The sequence below is a fragment of the Pseudooceanicola profundi genome (assembly GCF_050897955.1).
Classification (GTDB): Bacteria; Pseudomonadota; Alphaproteobacteria; order Rhodobacterales; family Rhodobacteraceae; genus Pseudooceanicola.
In genome coordinates, this window is the sequence record NZ_JBPAXZ010000003.1 from 36,595 (window position 1) to 53,223 (window position 16,629).

At 63.4% G+C, this 16,629-nt stretch carries 16 protein-coding genes; 4 read left to right on the forward strand and 12 right to left on the reverse strand.

Annotation, left to right across the window (positions count from 1 at the left end):
• Positions 1 to 80 precede the first annotated feature (80 nt).
• From ACRARG_RS18020 to ACRARG_RS18075, 12 genes are all read right to left on the reverse strand, one after another.
• Positions 81 to 689: a 2-dehydro-3-deoxy-6-phosphogalactonate aldolase gene (locus ACRARG_RS18020; protein WP_432691606.1), complete on the reverse strand. Its 609-nt coding sequence runs from the start codon at positions 687 to 689 to the stop codon at positions 81 to 83.
• Positions 686 to 1,618 (reverse strand): 2-dehydro-3-deoxygalactonokinase, encoded by a 933-nt coding sequence (locus tag ACRARG_RS18025; protein WP_432691607.1) that lies wholly within the window; start codon positions 1,616 to 1,618, stop codon positions 686 to 688. Before ACRARG_RS18025 ends, ACRARG_RS18020 begins: the two co-directional genes overlap by 4 nt.
• Positions 1,605 to 2,495 (reverse strand): aldose epimerase family protein, encoded by an 891-nt coding sequence (locus ACRARG_RS18030; RefSeq protein WP_432691608.1) that lies wholly within the window; start codon positions 2,493 to 2,495, stop codon positions 1,605 to 1,607. Before ACRARG_RS18030 ends, ACRARG_RS18025 begins: the two co-directional genes overlap by 14 nt.
• 30 nt (positions 2,496 to 2,525) lie before the next feature.
• Complete coding sequence (locus ACRARG_RS18035) at positions 2,526 to 3,227, reverse strand: FadR/GntR family transcriptional regulator (protein ID WP_432691609.1); 702 nt, start codon at positions 3,225 to 3,227, stop codon at positions 2,526 to 2,528.
• Between the two features lie 61 nt (positions 3,228 to 3,288).
• On the reverse strand, positions 3,289 to 4,278 hold the full coding sequence (locus ACRARG_RS18040) for an ABC transporter permease (protein WP_432691610.1): 990 nt from the start codon (positions 4,276 to 4,278) through the stop codon (positions 3,289 to 3,291).
• A complete protein-coding gene (locus ACRARG_RS18045) occupies positions 4,275 to 5,810 on the reverse strand; it encodes a sugar ABC transporter ATP-binding protein (RefSeq protein ID WP_432691611.1) in 1,536 nt (511 codons plus the stop codon). Before ACRARG_RS18045 ends, ACRARG_RS18040 begins: the two co-directional genes overlap by 4 nt.
• 55 nt (positions 5,811 to 5,865) lie before the next feature.
• On the reverse strand, positions 5,866 to 6,831 hold the full coding sequence (locus tag ACRARG_RS18050) for a substrate-binding domain-containing protein (protein ID WP_432691612.1): 966 nt from the start codon (positions 6,829 to 6,831) through the stop codon (positions 5,866 to 5,868).
• A 23-nt stretch (positions 6,832 to 6,854) separates the two neighbouring features.
• Entirely contained in the window at positions 6,855 to 7,616 is a 762-nt protein-coding gene (locus ACRARG_RS18055; protein ID WP_432691613.1) for an SDR family oxidoreductase, read from the reverse strand.
• Positions 7,617 to 7,621: 5 nt separating this feature from the next.
• On the reverse strand, positions 7,622 to 8,794 hold the full coding sequence (dgoD, locus tag ACRARG_RS18060) for a galactonate dehydratase (RefSeq protein WP_432691614.1): 1,173 nt from the start codon (positions 8,792 to 8,794) through the stop codon (positions 7,622 to 7,624).
• A 450-nt stretch (positions 8,795 to 9,244) separates the two neighbouring features.
• A complete protein-coding gene (locus tag ACRARG_RS18065) occupies positions 9,245 to 10,162 on the reverse strand; it encodes an IclR family transcriptional regulator (protein ID WP_432691615.1) in 918 nt (305 codons plus the stop codon).
• On the reverse strand, positions 10,155 to 11,303 hold the full coding sequence (locus tag ACRARG_RS18070) for an MFS transporter (protein ID WP_432691616.1): 1,149 nt from the start codon (positions 11,301 to 11,303) through the stop codon (positions 10,155 to 10,157). The genes ACRARG_RS18065 and ACRARG_RS18070 overlap by 8 nt, the downstream gene beginning before the upstream one ends.
• 43 nt (positions 11,304 to 11,346) lie before the next feature.
• Positions 11,347 to 12,780: an amidohydrolase family protein gene (locus ACRARG_RS18075; protein ID WP_432691617.1), complete on the reverse strand. Its 1,434-nt coding sequence runs from the start codon at positions 12,778 to 12,780 to the stop codon at positions 11,347 to 11,349.
• A 194-nt stretch (positions 12,781 to 12,974) separates the two neighbouring features.
• Between ACRARG_RS18075 and ACRARG_RS18080 the strand changes: the two genes are divergently transcribed.
• Genes ACRARG_RS18080 through ACRARG_RS18095 form a run of 4 tightly spaced genes read left to right on the forward strand, consistent with a single transcriptional unit; the run spans position 12,975 to position 16,615 of the window.
• Positions 12,975 to 13,892, forward strand: a complete 918-nt coding sequence (locus tag ACRARG_RS18080) for an ABC transporter permease (protein WP_432691618.1) — start codon at positions 12,975 to 12,977, stop codon at positions 13,890 to 13,892.
• 22 nt (positions 13,893 to 13,914) lie between these two features.
• Entirely contained in the window at positions 13,915 to 14,829 is a 915-nt protein-coding gene (locus tag ACRARG_RS18085) for an ABC transporter permease (protein ID WP_432691619.1), read from the forward strand.
• Positions 14,826 to 15,803 carry an ABC transporter ATP-binding protein gene (locus ACRARG_RS18090; protein WP_432691620.1) on the forward strand — a complete coding sequence of 326 codons (978 nt, stop codon included), beginning with the start codon at positions 14,826 to 14,828 and terminating at the stop codon, positions 15,801 to 15,803. The genes ACRARG_RS18085 and ACRARG_RS18090 overlap by 4 nt, the downstream gene beginning before the upstream one ends.
• Positions 15,800 to 16,615 carry an ATP-binding cassette domain-containing protein gene (locus ACRARG_RS18095; RefSeq protein ID WP_432691621.1) on the forward strand — a complete coding sequence of 272 codons (816 nt, stop codon included), beginning with the start codon at positions 15,800 to 15,802 and terminating at the stop codon, positions 16,613 to 16,615. Before ACRARG_RS18090 ends, ACRARG_RS18095 begins: the two co-directional genes overlap by 4 nt.
• Positions 16,616 to 16,629 lie beyond the last annotated feature (14 nt).

The window sequence follows — 16,629 nt, forward strand, 5'->3', positions numbered from 1 at the left end:
AGCGGCACGATCTGGATTGCCAGAGAGCACATGTTCCGCGGTGTCGGGCTGGCCGGACGGTTCGACCCGCCGGTCCGGCTTTAGCTTTTGCCCAGGGCGTCATAGGCCGTGACCGCCTGGGTCGCGGCTGCAGACACCTGTGCCGCCGTGACCCCCGGTTTGAAGAGCGATGAGCCAAGGCCAAATCCGCTGATCCCGACCGCATGCCAGTCGGCAAAATTGCCGGGCTCAGCGCCACCGACCGCAAAGAGCGGCATGTCAGGCGGCAGCACCGCCTTGATCGCTTTCACGCCAGCGGGTCCCATCAGGGAGGCCGGGAAGATCTTCAGCCCCGTCGCCCCGGCCCTGATCGCCGCGAAACATTCCGTTGGCGAGAAGACGCCGGGCCAGGACTGAAGGCCCGCGGCAACCGTGGCGCGGATCACCTCGGGATCGCAGTTTGGCGACACGACGAGCCGCGCGCCCAGCCCTGCCAGCCGGTCGACATCGGCCAGGTCCAGAACCGTGCCGGCGCCGATGTCCGCGCGGTCCCCGCAGGCGGTGATGATCCGTTCGATACTGTCGAACGGGTCGGGCGAATTCAGCGGCACCTCGATCCGTGTGATACCGGCTGCGATCAGGGTTTCGGCGATGTCCACGGCCTCGGGCGGCGTCAGGCCGCGAAGAATGGCGATCAGGTTTCGGCTCATGTCGTCTGGCCTTTCATCTGGTGGTAGGCGGCGGTCAGTCCGCGCAGGGTGGCGGTTTCGGCGTCGATACGGGACACCTCGGCCCCGGCGGTGGTCAGGGCGCGGGCATAGCTGTCGGAAAGTCCGCTGGCCCCCAGTATCGCGACGGGCCGTCCGTCCCACTGGCCGCGCATTACGCCAACTTCGGACCCGATGAGCAGGCCGGAAAGGCGCGCCGTCGCCTTGTCCGGCCCGGTTCCGTGGAGGAGCGCACTGGCGCGAATGCCAAAGAGCGAGGGGGTCAGGGCGCCGGGTTGTGACAGGGCTTCGGCGACGGCCGTGTCGAAGACCGCGGCGTCCCAAGATGCGCGGTCCACCGAATGGCGCAGCACGGATGACCCGGCGAGCAGAGCGAACAGCTCTCCAGTCATGCAGGTGGCAAAGGACAGGACCTGACCGTCCTTGATCCGGGCCCATTTGCAATGGGTTCCGGGCAGGCAAAGCATACCGTCGAACCCGGGGTCGGTAGCCAGAAGACCGGCGATCTGGGTTTCTTCGCCGCGCATCACATCGGCGGGCTGTTGCTGGCTCATGCCGGGAAGGATAAAGACGGAAAGACCTGCGCCTACGTCCGATACGCGGAGGGCCAATTTGCCATCGACGGGGACACCGGGCACGGTCAGATAGGCCGCCTCTGCCCAGCCTTGTCGCGCCCCGACCATGCCGCAGGCGATGACGGGCAGATCGCCCCCACGCCAGTCGGCCAGCACGGGCGCAAGGCAGGCCCGCAGGGTGTCTTCGAATGCCGCGCCGGAAAGGCCGGCGGCCCCGCGCGGATCGTTGATCGCGGCAATGACCGCATCGTCCGGGCCCATGACCCAGAGCCGCAGGTTCGAGGAGCCCCAGTCCGCCGCCACCCATTGCGTGTCGGACAGGTCAAGTTCTGGCATGGGCGGTTTCCTCAATACTGGGGGTTGTGCCAATTGGCGCAACCGTAAGTCGCAGCGTCACGGCCATATGGGCGCCCGGAGCGAGCAGGGAAAGGCCGTCTTTGCCCGGATGCAGTTCGCCGCTCACATGGCTTTGCGGCTCCAGCGCAAATCTGTCCAGCCCGGGATCGGTATACAGCATCAAAGCTGTTGCGCCAGTGGCTGCCATGTGGATGTCCACCCCGTCCGAGGGCTGTCGGATCAGGGCGTGCCCGGTCCAGTCCGAATAGCACTGGTTGTGCCAGACATGGGGCAGGGGGCGCGGCTTGACCCAGCTCTTGGCCCTCTGAACGGGTTCACGGCGGGTTGGCAGATGATCCGGCCCCTCCCGCCAGACATGCCCGGCTGAAAACTGCAGCTGCGTGTCCGGGCGATGCGGAAAGTAGGGATGCAGTCCCAGCCCGGTCAATGTTGCCGTATCGCCCGCGTTGCGCGCAGACAGGGTCATGGCGAGGCCCGTGCAATCGAGGGCGATATCATAGGTGAGATCCAGCCTGAGACCATGATCGCGCAAGGGAAGGGCCATCCGGCAGGAGGCATCGGTCTGCTGCGTGACGACCCAGGGCCGCTGCCACGCCCAGCCATGCAGGCAAAGCGGGTCAGGGGTGTTGGGCGCAAGCTGCACCTCCCGATCTGCGACAGTCAGCCGGTTATCGCGCGCCCGGTTGGCAAAAGGTGCCATGGGGAAAAGCGCAGACTGTCCAGCATCCGGCCCTCCGTCCCCTGTTGCAAGGATCGGCACCGAACAATTGTCGCGGATCAGGTCGAGCCGCCGGATCGCGGCGCCATGATCCGGATCGAGGGACAGATGAAATGGCCCTGCAGACAGCTCAGCCATGGGACCTGGAATTGACCTGCACGGCCGGCATCACGACGGGTCCTTTCGGATACCCCGTTGTTCGGCTGCAACGCGGGCGAGGTCCTGCGCAGCCACGGATATCAGCTCTGTCATCAACTCGCGGGATTTGTCGGCCTGTCGCATCCGGATGGCCTCCAGCACCGCGCCATGGGTGTCCAGCGAGGCCGAGAAATTCTCGGATGCCTGAGCGGTTATGCGGAAACTCATGCGGAGGGCCGATCCGATCACGGCGCCAAAATTGGCGAATATCTCGTTCTTGGAGGCCATCAGGATCGACAGGTGAAAGGCTTCGTCGGCGCCCACTGTCGCGTCCAGGTCCAAAGCCTGACTGTCACACATGCGGTCATAGGCTTCCTGCATGCGGCCAAGATCCGTGCCGTCTGCCCGCAGCGCGGCCATTTCCGCCGCGGCCGGTTCGATGACCTGCCGCGCCTCGGTCAGGGCACGGATAAAGGCGACATCGGGGGGCAGGCTTTCCCGCCAGGCCAGGATATCGCTGTCGAGATGGTTCCACTGTTCCGACGGCAGAACCACGGTGCCAATCCGTGGCCGGCTTTCGATCAGCCCCTTGCCGGCCAGCATGCGCACGCTTTCGCGCAGGGCGGTTCGGCTGACATCCATCTCCTGACCCAGTTCGGCTTCGGTTGGCAGGCGGGCGCCCGGGGCGAATTCGCCCGAAAGAATGCGCCGCGCCAGGGTGCTCGTCACCATTTCCCGCTGACGCGGGGTTGCGCTGCGCATTGCCTTTGCCCGTTCGCCTGCCATTCGCGCCTCAGTTCTTGTTCAGACGGTATTCTGCCAGAAATACCGCGAGGATCAGAAGCGTCCCCTTGGCCAGCATCTGGTAGAATGTCGGAACGGCGGTCAAGATCATACCATTGTTCAGCACCCCGATGATCGCCACGCCCAGAAGCGCGCCGACAACCGTGCCACGTCCGCCCTGCATCGCGCAGCCGCCAAGGAAGGCCGCCGTGATCGCCTCAAGCTCAAGCCCGTCCGAACCCGAGATCGGCTGGCCCGACCCGGTGCGCGCAGCCAGAAGAATGCCGCCGACGCCCGCCATGATACCCGAGACGACATAGATCGCGACCCGGTAGCGCGGGATGTTGAGCCCCGAGAGGCGCGCCACGATCGGATTGCCGCCGATGGCGTAATAGTTCCGCCCGACGATGCTTTTGTGCATGAAGACATAGAACCCGATGGCTACGGCCACGAGGATCCAGAGCGGCACCGGAAGCCCTATGATCCGCCCCGTCCCGATCCAGCGAAACGCATCATTGAAGATCGAGATCGACTGGCCATTCGACAGGATAAACGCGATGCCGCGAAAGATCGCCATGGTGCCAAGCGTCACGATCACGGCGTTGATCCGGCCGTAGGTCACGAGGATACCATTCACCAGACCGGCGAGCGCGCCCACGGCGATGCCGGCAATGATGCCGATGCCGGCCGCATCGGTCGCCTGGATCGTCATGGCGGTTGCGACCGTGGTCAGCCCGACGATTGAGCCGACGGAGATATCCAGCCCGCCAGACACGATCACCCCGGTCTGAGAGATCGCCAGCACGCCAAGGATGGCGACGCCCATGCCGATATTCAGCAGGTTACGGGTGGAAAAGAACACGTCTCCGCGCAGCGTGCCGAAGATCACCAGCAGGCCGACAAGCGCGACCAGCAGGCTGATGTTATGGATGCCGATACGTTCGACAATGCGGTGGACCGAAATGCCGGCCCGGTCGGGGGTTGCTGTCTGGGCGGTCATGCGCCGGCTCCTTCCATATGTCTTGTCGCTGCGGACTGGCCATGCGGGATGGCCGCCTGCAGAACGGTTTCCTCAGTTGCGTCGCTGCGGTCGAAATGCGCGCGGATCCGTCCGTCGGACATGACAAGCACGCGGTCCGAGAGGCCAAGCAGTTCCGGCATCTCGGAGGAGATCACGATCACGCCCAGCCCCTGCTCATCCGTGAGCTTGCGGATCAGGTCGTAGATCTCGGATTTGGCGCCGACGTCGATGCCGCGGGTCGGCTCGTCCAGGATCAGCACCTTGAGGTCGCAGGCCAGCCAGCGGGTCAACACGACCTTCTGCTGGTTCCCGCCCGACAACGAGGTGATCGGCGCATCGAGGGACGCGGCCTTGAGCCGCATCTGCCCGGAGATGCCCGAGATCAGGTCAAGCGCCTTGGACCGGCTGAAGAACCCACCGCTGGAGACTTTCTGCGGCACGCAGAGGACCGCGTTTTCGAGGATGGTCTGAAGGAGGAGGAGCGCCTCGTCCTTGCGGTCCTCGGGTGCAAAACCGATCCCCGCAGCGATGGCCGCCGCCGTGTCACCTGACGGCAGGTCGACGCCGTCGATCGTCACGCGCCCGGCGGTACGCCGGTGAAATCCGAAAACGCCCTTGGCCAGTTCCGACCGACCCGCACCGATCAGACCGCCGATGCCCAGCACCTCGCCCTTTCTCAGCTCGAAGGTGATGTCGTGGACATGCTCCGTCGTCATGCCGTCGACTGTCAGCACCACCTCGCCGGTGGACGGGTCGCGGTCCGGGAACATGTCCGACAGCGGACGGCCGACCATCATCCGGGTGATCTGTTGTTCTGTCACACCTTCCGCCGGCAGATCGTCGACAAGTGTCCCGTCGCGCAGCACGACCACGCGGTCGGCAAGTTCGGTGATCTCGGGCAGGCGGTGCGAGATATAGATGATGCCGACGCCGTCATCGCGCAGCCGCCGGATAATCCCGAAGAGCCGCCCGGATTCCTCGTCGGTCAAAGATGACGTCGGTTCGTCAAAGGCGATCATCCTGCCGCCCGCCTGCACCGCGCGCATGATCTCGATCATCTGCCGTTGCGCGGGGCCGAGGCCGCTGCACATCTGGCGGGGATGAAGCTCTTTCGCCATGCCGAACGTTTCCAGCAGCTCTGCCGTCCTGGTATGGAGCGTCGACCAGTCGAGGAAGTATTTGGCCTTGCGGGGCAGCGTCCCGGCAAAGATGTTCTCGGCCACGGTCAGGTCCGGGACGATTTCCGGTTCCTGATGGATGACCCGGATCCCGGCGGCATGCGCCTCTTTCGGCTGAGCGAAGCGGCACTCCTGCCCCTCGATCAGAATGCGGCCACGGGTCGGAGGGAAGACACCCTCGAGCAGGCGCATCAGGGTCGATTTGCCCGCGCCGTTTTCACCAACCAACGCCAGCACCTGTCCGGCGCGAACGTCTATGGAAATGTCCGTCAGGGCGTGGACCGGTCCGAAATGCTTGGTCAGCCCCTCGGTTTTAAGAAATGGGGTGGTCATGTGATCCTCCCGTATATGGGTGGGGGCCGGGCGGGGTATCGCCCGGCCCGGCGGCTCAGTTACAGAGCCGGTCCTTGTACTCGCCGAAATTGTCCATCGTGATGAATTCGGGATCGGAATAGGTGGCCGCTGGAAGGGCGGTGCCGTCCTTGATCGCGGCCAGCAACAGCGCGACTGCATCCCGCCCATGATTTTCCGAATTCAGCCACATCGTGCCCTTGTAGGCAGAGGCGCGACCGTTGCCGAAAGCGTCGCAGGCGCGGCTGCCGTCGATACCAATGCCGATGCCCGTTTCGGCCGGATAGCTGGAATTTTCCATGGCCCGCGCGGCGCCAAGCACACCATCGTCATTACAGGCGTAGAAAATCCAGTTCTCGTACTGCGGATTGGCGGTGAGTGTCGTGGTCATGACGTCGATGGCGTTGACCATCGTGTTGTCATAAGCGGCGCGGACGATCTGATCTTCGGTCAGGTCGGAATTTGCCAGAAGCGCCTTTTCCGCCCCGCCGTTGCGCTGCATGCAGGTGTCGGCCTTGCGATCCTCGATCGAGACGATGCCGACCGATCCCTTGTCCCAGCCCGCCGCCTTGTAAAAGTTTGCGAGCTCCTCGCCGACCCGCTCGCCGATGGCAAAGGCGTTCAGCCCGACATAGGGCACGGGATTGCCGGCCTCGTCCAGAATGTCGTCATCCACGGCGACCAGCGGCACACCGGCCTCTGCCGCGCGTGCTGCAACGACCGGCCCAAGTGCACGGTCCGGCACGACAATTGCGATCCCGTCGACCCCGTCGCCGATCATGGTGTCGAGCGTCGTGATCGTCAGGTCAGCATTGAACTGCACGTCCTGGCTGACAAAACCGGCGCCGCCCGCCTTGGCGGCCTCTGCTGCGCCGGCCACTTCGGCAACGAACCAGGGGTGATCGCCCATCTTGTTGATGTAGCCGATCTTGATGTCGTCCGCCTGTGCCGCGAACGGCATCAGAACCGCGGCTCCAAGCGCGGTAAGGGTCAGGTATTTCATGGTTTCTCCTCCCATTTGAAATCTCAGTCGTGAAAAAGCGCGGAGCGGCCCCCGTCGATGGTGATCGTTTCCGCATTGATGAACGTCGCCTCGTCCGAGGCGAGGAAGACGGCGGTCATCGCCACCTCTTCGGGTCGCCCGATCCGTTTCGGCGGATGCAGGTCTTCGGCCTTGCGTCGCTCTGCCTCCGGATCGTCGAACCCGGCCCAGTAGGCGCGGGCGATATCGGTATCGACATAGCCCGGCGCGATGGCATTCACCCGGATCCCCTCGGCCGCGTATTCGATGCCAAGCGACCGGGTGAGACCGATCAACCCGTGTTTCGCGACAGGATACGGGAACGTATGGGGAATGATCTTGAACCCATGGGTGCTGGCGATATTGACGATGGCCCCGCTGCCTTGGGTGCGCATACCGGGCAAGACCGCTTCGGACATGGCCCAGCAGGCTTCGAGATCGAGCGCCATGCAGCGGGCCCATTCCGAGCGCGGCATCTCATGCGGGCGGTGAAAGACATTCGCCCCGGCATTGTTGACCAGAATGTCGACCCGACCGTATCGCTCAAGTGTCGCAGCGACGGTGGCGTCGATGTCCGATTGTTTGGTCACGTCGCACCGACAGAAGAGGCCAGCGGTCTCCTCAGCTACTGCGGTCCCGGTCTTCTCGTTGATCTCGGCCACGACGACCGTCGCGCCTTCGCGGGCAAAAGCACGCGCAATGGCGGCCCCGATGCCCTGTCCGGCACCGGTGATCAGGGCCACCTTGTCCTGAAGACGTCCGGTCATCGCGGTCACCAGTCCACAACCGTGCCATCGGCGAGCACGGCGTTGCGGGTGTGCAGAACCTCCTGCTGGAAGGGATGCGCGGCGATTTCCGTTTCGTCGACGTCCAGACCGAGGCCCGGTTTTTCCGGCCGGTCCCACCGTCCGGGCACCTTGTCGATTGGCCACTGAACCACGGAGTCGTACCACGGCACAGCGCCGACCATTTCTTCCTGAATGATGTGGTTCGGGGTCGAGATACCGAAGTGCAGCGCGGCGATCCCGGCAATCGGCCCCAAGGGGTTATGCGGTGCCACGCCGATCCCGGCGGTTTCGCACATAGCGGCGATTTTCTTGGTTTCCCAAAGCCCCCCGGCATGCACGATATCAGGCTGAGCGATATGGAACGCCCCGGCCTTCAGCGCCGTGTCGAAACCCGCCCGCCCGACGATGCGCTCACCCGCCGCAATCGTCACGGGCGAGGTCCGGGTAAGTTCGGCCAGCGCATCGAGGTTCTCTGGCGGCACGGGTTCCTCCGCAAAGAGGATCCGCGAAGGCTCCAGTACCTTCAGGAATTCCCGTGCAAGCGAGGCCGACGCGGGCCGGCCGTGGAAGTCGACCATGATGTCGATGTCAGGACCGACCGCGGACCGAAGCGCCGCCATGCTTTCCCCGACCTGATCAATCGCGCGGTTTGGCGCGATGTAATGCGCGTAGGGGATCGAAACGACCTTCACCGCACTATACCCCGCCTGAACAACCGCCCGCCCACGTTCGGCCAGCTCATCCGCACCATCGGTTTCATAGACCGAGGTCATATTGCCCATGCCGAGATGCGTGTAGGTTCTGAGATGATCGCGCACTTGCCCGCCCAGCAGCCGCCAGACAGGGGTGTTGAGCGACTTGCCGAGGATATCCCAAAGCGCGATCTCGATCCCGCTGATCGCTGACATGCCAATCACACCCATGCGCCAGAACCCGTGCCGGGTCATGATCTGATAGCATTGCTCAATGTCGCGCGGGTCCTGACCGACAAGCAAGGGTTCGATGTCGGCAATCGCTCCGGTCACCGCGCGGGTCTTCCATTCGAGCGTGGCCTCACCCCAGCCGATCAGGCCCGGAACATCCGTCTCGACCCGGACGAAAACCCAGTTCCGCATCTCCGCGTTGCAGATGATCGCCGAGACCCTGGTGATCTGCACGATGATTCCTCCCAATTTGTAGTATTATTAATTCTGAGCGCGGAGACCTGTCAAGCCTGAGCGCTGTGCATGGCGTGATGTCTGGACGTGCTTGCGCCGGGTGCAGGCGGTGACCCGGGCGCTGTCTTTTGGCTGACGAACAAGTCCGGGAGAGCACTGACAGGAACAGATAAATCTATATATCAATGACATGCACGGGTTTCTCTGCCTGCAACCCACACTTCATTGCATCTGAAAAGGTTGTCGCGACGGCTGACCGAAGACCAGGTTGCAGCACCCGACAAAGCAGAGTGTTGCATAGGCACCTGAGCGACGGGCATTCATAGCCGTAGCTTTTTGATCATGAGGTTACTGACGAAGGTCATGCCCGCAGATCGGTATCGCAGAAGGTCGCGGACAGTTGCGCCTTTCATGGCGTCCAGTAGGCGCACATCCGCCCGGTTTTCAGGGTCAGAGCCTGCATTTCGCAGAGATTTCACGCGCTACGCCGGAAATCTGAAGCTGAAGCTGCAACAGGCGTTCGTTGTCGGTCTTGTCGGCACTGACAGAGGCACCGACGGAGCCGATGACCGCGCCGGCCTTTTCGCGTATCACGCAGGCGATCGCGACCTCGTTGTCCCGGAACTCCCTGTCTTCAACGGCAAATCCGTGCCGCCGGATCTGGCGGAGACTTTCCACCAGCTCTCCCAGAGACGTAATAGTCCGCCCGGTAAGACGGGGCAGGCCATGGTCGGCGACGACCCGCGCAATCTCTGGCTCCGGCAGCCAGGCGAGGATTGCCTTGCCAAGCGCGGAGGCATGGGCCGCGTCGCTGATTGAACCGCCGCCGCCGGCCTCTCCGCTCTGTTCAAAGAGGGTGGAGAGCTCGGTGCCCTCAAAGGCGGCAAGACGCACGGTTGCGCCGGTTTCCTGGGCGAGACGGTCGAGATATGGCCGCGCTTCGCGCACCAGATCGAACCGGGCGCCGCGCATAGAGGCGATGTCCGATATCCGGGGGCCGAGGAAATAGGCGCGGGGGCGATCCAGCTTGGCCACGTATCCCCGCCGCAGCAGCGTGTTCAGGAGGTGATGGCAGGTCGACAGCTTCAGGTCTGTCATACGTGCGATGTCCTGCAGGCGCAGCTCGTGCTTGGCCTCCGCCAGTGTCTCCAGGAGCGTTATCGCACGGTCGACGGCTTGCACGGTTGTCTGATCGCCTTTGTCGCCAGGCGCCTGCCAGCCGGAGACGGTCTGCGGCGTATGAGCATCCTCCATGGAGACCTGCGTCCGGGTATTGGTGATATCGGCCGGTTCAAGCCGGTGCTGCACCAGATTCTGATACTCGTCGTCCATGCCGCTCCCCGGCTCGATCCCTGCAGAGTCAATCATGATTGGTCGCGGCCTCCGGCGCAATGCGTGAGGCGAGTGTTACAAAAAGCGCCAACGCGGTCATTCCCGCCCCGAGTGCCATGACGCCTGTCCAGCCGAAATAGTGCCAGGCCTGCGCGCCTGCAAAGGTGCCAAGAGCAGCGCCGCCGAACCGGATCACCATATAGATTGTATTAAGCCGGTTGCCCGCGGCGGGATCGAGACGCAGAACCTCGGACATCGATGTCACATGGCCGACCTGCATGCCCAGATCGAGCAATACGATCGCGGGAATCAGCCAGACGAGGGTCCCGCCGCCCAGTCCCATCAGCAGAAATGAAAAAGCCATCAGCGCGCCACTTGCGGAAATGATCGTGCTCGCGCTCAGCCGGTCCGACAGGCGTCCGGCCATGGGGGCCGCCAGGACGCCGGCGGCACCGATCAGGGCCAGCAGACCGACAATGACCGTCGCCTCCCCGGTCATAGAGCGTTCGACATGGAACACGAGGGTGGTCCAGAACATTGCAAAAGCCCCGAACTGCAGGGCGGCGACAAAGGCCAGCAGTCGCAGACGGCCGTATCTGAGAAAAAAATCTGCAAGGCTACGGATCAGGCCGACATAACTGCCGCGAAATGTCGGTTCCATACGGGGAAGCGACCGTTGTAACAGCACCAGCAGCAGGATCATCATCGCGGCCGCCATCAGGTAGACCGCCCGCCAGCCGAAAAGCCCGCCGAAGATGCCGCCGACAAACCGTGACAGGATGATCCCCAGCAACAGCCCGCCCATGACAAAGCCGACCGCCCGACCTGACTGTCCTTTCGGCGCGAGGCGCGCGGCAATGGGAGGCAAAAACTGCGGCACGACGCTGGAGAACCCGACAAGGAAGCCGATGAAGACCAGCGCGGGGAAGGTCGGGGCAAGTGCGAACCCGGTCAGCATGGCGCAGGAGGTCACGAGCAAAATCGAGAGAATCCTGCGTCTTTCGATCATGTCCCCCAGAGGCAACAGAAACAGCAGGCCAAGCGCATAGCCAATCTGGGTCAGGGTGGCGATCAACGCCGCCGCGCGTTCGCTGCGCCCTGTATCCTGCGCAATCTCTGCCAGCAGGGGCTGGTTGTAATAATTGTTCGCGACGACCACACCTGCGGTAATCGCCATCAACCAGACCAGCCTGCGGAATGCCCTGTCCGGGTGCTGCGTCTCACCAGGCAATGTCAGGATACCCCGCATCGGCCATCAGGCGCGGTCCCCGTTCGGCGATCTCTTTCCGCGCGGTGCCAGCCGCCGCGGTATCCAGGATCATCCCGTGGCGCTTGCGAAGGATACCGTCGATCATGACGGTATCGACATTGCCGGGATGGGCGAACATGACCACAGCGTTTTCCGGGTTCAGTGCGGGCCCCATGTTCCAGTCGTCCCGACGCAGCAGAACGATATCCGCCTTTTTGCCCGGGGTGAGGGAACCGATCATATGTTCCATCCCCAGCACGCGGGCATTGTTGAGTGTCGCCCATTTCAGAGCATCGCCCGTAACGATCTTTTCCTTCTGATAGACGCCGCCGCCGGTTCCGATCGTTTTGAGGTTCTCCGCCTCAAAGGCCGCGGCCTCGGGATTGGACCCTTCTTCCAGCTCTCGCTGGGTCTGGACGTTGCGGTAAAACCGGTCGGCCTGCAGCGAGAGTCGCATCGTCTCGAACATGGACCCGGTCACGCCGACCTCGCTGTCATTGGCGACCGACGGCCGGCCGCCCTGATCCGCGACGCGCCCGATCAGCGGCGGAACACCATGGCCGCGCAGCTCGGCAGGCGGCGTTGCGGTGATCGTGCAGCCTGCGTCAACAAGCGCCCGGATTTCTGCATCGGAAATATAGTTGGCATGAACAGCATTATGCCCCTCTGGCAGAAGTCCTTCCTTCTGCAGGTCGAGATATCCGCCCGGGTTCAGGCGGTTGCGGCGGCCCCAGACATGGGCGGAGGTGATCAGCCCCGTCTCTTTTGCCAGTGCGAAATCCTGCCGGCAGACGTCGATGGTGGAATAGTCGGGCCCCAGCACGCACATGGCCAGAGAGAGCAGCCCGTCATCCGAGGCAAAGCGCCCCTTGCGCAGCCGCTCGATCTCTTCGCGTGGATGCGGGATTTCGGAGAAATGCGGATCGCCCGGTTTCGGCTTGGGCTTGACTGTGCCATGCCCGAAGAGGGCCCGGACGCCGCTGGCCGCGAGCCCGTCAATGGCCGCATCCGTATGCGCGGGCGTCGGGTTGTTGTGGCACCAGTCAAACACTGTGGTTGTGCCTGCATCGATCTGTGACAGCCCGCCCGCCAGTTCGGAATAATACAGATCCTCCGGCAAGAACCGCGGCGCTGCACCCGCGTGCAGGTAATTATAGTAGTCTGCCCCGCCGAAGTTCGACCCGATGCCCCGGATAACCGTTTGCCAGAGGTGGTTGTGAGCATTCACCAGACCCGGCATTGCAATCATGCGTGCGCCGTCGATTACCTCGGCATCCACTGTCCCGAGGTCGGGCGCAATGGCCGCGATCCGGTCACCCTGTACCAGAATATCGCCGCGCGACAGGTTCCCGATCCCGGGGTCGACGGAGACGATCGCGGCACCTTTGATCACATAAGCGGACATCAAAGTCTCTTTTCATAATATAGAATAAATTCGCGAAGGCCGCGGCATATTTCGACTATTGATCGTGCCAAATGCCGCCGCAAGGGGGAAATCCGATATTTTTTTCATGAAACTCGTTGACTTCACGGTTTCCTTCCAGAGATGCTGAAAATACGAACAACAACTCTTCAGTAATATGAAAAATTGGGTGAGACATGTTAGCTTTTGCGATGCGACGGTTCGGACTGACGGTTCTTGTCCTGATCAGCGTCTCGATCATTACCTTTGCGCTCGTGCGGCTGGCAGGTGATCCGGCGGTGGCGCTGGCAGGGGCGGAAGCCTCTTCGGAGGAAATCGAAGCGGTGCGGCTCGCCTACGGGTTCGACCGGCCGCTGCCGGCACAATATTTCAGCTGGCTGGGCGATGTGATGAAGGGCGATCTGGGCTTTTCCAACATTCTGCAGCGCCCGGTGATGGATGTCGTGATGGAGCGTCTGCCGGTCACGGCCAAGCTTGCCGGGCTGTCGCTGATCTTTGCGCTCGTGCTGGCTGTGCCGCTGGGCGTTATTGCAGCGGCGCGACGCAACACGGTGATCGACCGGATTGCCCTGTCTATTGCGGTCGTTGGTCAGGCCCTGCCCAATTTCTTCTTTGCGCTGCTCCTGATCCTCGTCTTCGGAGTGATGTTCCGCTGGCTGCCCATCTCTGGCGACACGTCTTTTGCGCATTACATCATGCCGTCCATTGCGCTTGGCTATTTCTCTACCCCTGCGATCATGCGGCTCACCCGTGCAGGCATGATCGAGGTGCTGGACAGCGATTATATCCGCACCGCCCGCGCCATGGGGCTGCCGCGGTGGAAGGTCATATTCAAACACGCCATGCGCAATGCGCTGATCCCGGTGGTGTCCCTGACGGCCGTTCAGATGGGGTTCATGCTGTCCGGTTCGATCATCGTGGAGAGCGTGTTTTCCATGAACGGGATCGGGCGGCTTGGCTGGCAGTCGATCCAGCGCACCGACCTGGAGGTGATGCAGGCGCTCGTCCTCATCATTTCTGTTATCTACCTCGCCCTGAATTATTTTGCCGACCTGCTCAACGGCCTGCTCGACCCGCGTCTGCGGGTGCAGTGACGGCATGGAGACCAAAGACCCTATGACCGCGACCGAGACTTTGAATACCCAGACGCCCGCCTTGTCCCCGGCCGTGCCGGAGCGACCCCAGTCCGACACGCTGCGCCGGGCGCGAGGGCATGCCGGCCTGCTGATCGGAGGCGCTGTGCTGCTGCTGATCGTGCTCATGGCGCTGGCCGCACCATTGCTGGCTCCACATGACCCCTACACCCAATCCCTGACCGAACGCCTGATCCCGCCCGTCTGGTCAGCCGACGGCAGCTGGGAACATCCGCTGGGCACTGATGCGCTTGGCCGCGATTACCTGTCACGGATGCTTTACGGGGCGCGGATTTCCCTTTTGATCGGGTTTGGCGCCACGGCCATCGCCGCCGTGATCGGCACGACAATGGGGGTGCTGGCCGGCTATTTCGGCGGCTGGGCGGATTTCGTGGTCAGCTTCGTTACCAATGTGCGGCTCGCTCTGCCGGCCATGCTTGTGGCGCTGGTGGTGGTGGCGCTGGTTGGCGGGTCGCTGACCGTGGTGATCTGGACGCTGGGCCTGCTGGTCTGGGACCGGTTCGCCGTGGTCATGCGGGCGGCAACGCAACAGATCAGAACGCTCGACTACCTGTCTGCGGCACGGGCGGCCGGGGCCTCGGTGCCGCGCATTCTGCTGTCCGAAGTCGTGCCGAATATCATGGGCGCGCTGATCGTCGTGGCCACGCTGGAAATCGCGCAGGCCATCCTGTTCGAGGCCGCCCTGTCCTTCCTCGGCCTTGGCGTGCAGCCGCCGACGCCGTCCTGGGGGCTGATGATCTCCGAAGGGAAAAGCCAGATGTTCTTCCGGCCCTGGATCATCGCCATTCCGGGAACGGCGCTGTTCATCCTCGTCCTCGCGATCAATCTGCTGGGCGACGGTATCCGGGATGTCACCGCACCGGAGGGCCGGGCATGAGCCTTTTGAACGTAGAGAACCTGACCATCGATATCCCCGGATCGCGCGGCATTCTGCATGCGGTGCGCGGCGTGAGCTTTTCGGTCGAAAAGGGAGAGACGCTCTGCATTGTCGGCGAATCCGGCTGCGGCAAGTCCCTGACCTCGCATGCGCTGCTGGGACTGAGCCCGCGGGTGGCAAAGGTAAAGGCCGATGCGCTGTCCTTCGATGGAACCGATCTGCGGACGCTGAAGGAGAGGCAGTGGCAGGGGCTGCGCGGACGCTCAATGTCGATGATTTTCCAGGACCCGATGACCTCGCTCAATCCGAGCTTCACCATCGGGTCGCTGCTGGAAGAGGTCTACCTGCGCCATTTTCCCGTCAAACGGGCGGAAGCACGGGCAAAGTCGGTGGAGATGCTGAAAAAGGTCGGCATAGCCAATGCAGAGGAGCGGCTGACGCAATATCCGCACCAGCTATCGGGGGGGTTGCGTCAGCGCGTGATGATCGCGATGGGGCTGATCTGTGGCCCGGACCTGCTGATTGCGGATGAACCGACCACCGCGCTCGACGTCTCCATCCAGCTACAAATCCTGCGCCAGCTGCAGGACTTGAAGCGTGACATGGGGCTGGGCATTCTCTTCATCACCCACGACCTCGGTCTGGTGGCGCGTTTCGCAGACAGGGTCGCTGTCATGTATGCCGGGCGGATCGTGGAAACGGCGCCGGTGGACGAGCTTTTCGCGCGGCCCTGCCATCCCTATACCCGCGCGCTGATCAACTGCATTCCTGTCCCCGGACGGACGAAACCGGGCGAGCCGCTAGGTGCGATCCCCGGCGTGGTGCCCTCGCTGATCGGGCCGCAGCAGGGCTGCGCCTTCCGGGACCGCTGCGCCGCGGCCTCCCCGATCTGCGCGACCGAGGCCACGCGGCGGCGCGATGCGGCGAGCCATATCTATGAATGCAACTTCACCCCGGAGGAGACGGCCGCATGAGCGATATCCTGTTGAGTGCACGCGACATCCGGCGCGACTTCTCTGTCTCCGCCGGTTTCGGCAAGCGCAAAAGGCTGGTGCAGGCGGTGCGGGGCGTCAGCCTTGATGTGCCGCGGGGCGGCGTGCTGGGGATCGTCGGTGAGTCGGGCTGCGGAAAGTCCACGCTGGCCAAGATCCTGCTTGGGCTGGATGACCCGACGGCGGGGGAGGTGCTGTTCCAGGGGCAGCCGCTCTCGGGCATGTCCCGCATGACCCGTGCGGCCCATATCCAGCCGATCTTCCAGGACCCCTACCTGTCGCTGAATCCGCGCAAGCGTGTGGAGACGATCATCGGTCTGCCTTTGCGCGTCGCCGGTATCGCAGAGCGCGAGATCCGTCAGCGTGTGCATGAGATGATGGAAATGACCGGCCTGCCCACGCGGCTGGCGGGGGTTTTCCCCAGTCAAATGTCGGGCGGCCAGCGGCAGCGGGTGGCGATTGCCCGTGCCCTGATCTCCCGCCCCGAGCTGGTGATCTGCGACGAGCCGACTTCGGCGCTCGATGTGTCGATCCAGGCGCAGATCCTGAATCTTCTGCAGGAGCTGCGGCAGGAGCTGGGCCTGACCTATGTGCTGATCTCCCACAATCTCGCGGTTGTCGAACATATCGCGACGGAGGTGATGGTGATGAACCGGGGCGAAGTGGTGGAACACCGGCCCACGGCCGCGCTTTTTGCCGCGCCGGAGAGCGCTTACACCCGGATGCTGCTGGCCTCCGTCCTGACGCCGGAGCCCGGAAAGGGTCTCCCCGAGATTTCCTACGATGCAGCCTGACCCCGGAAGGAGAC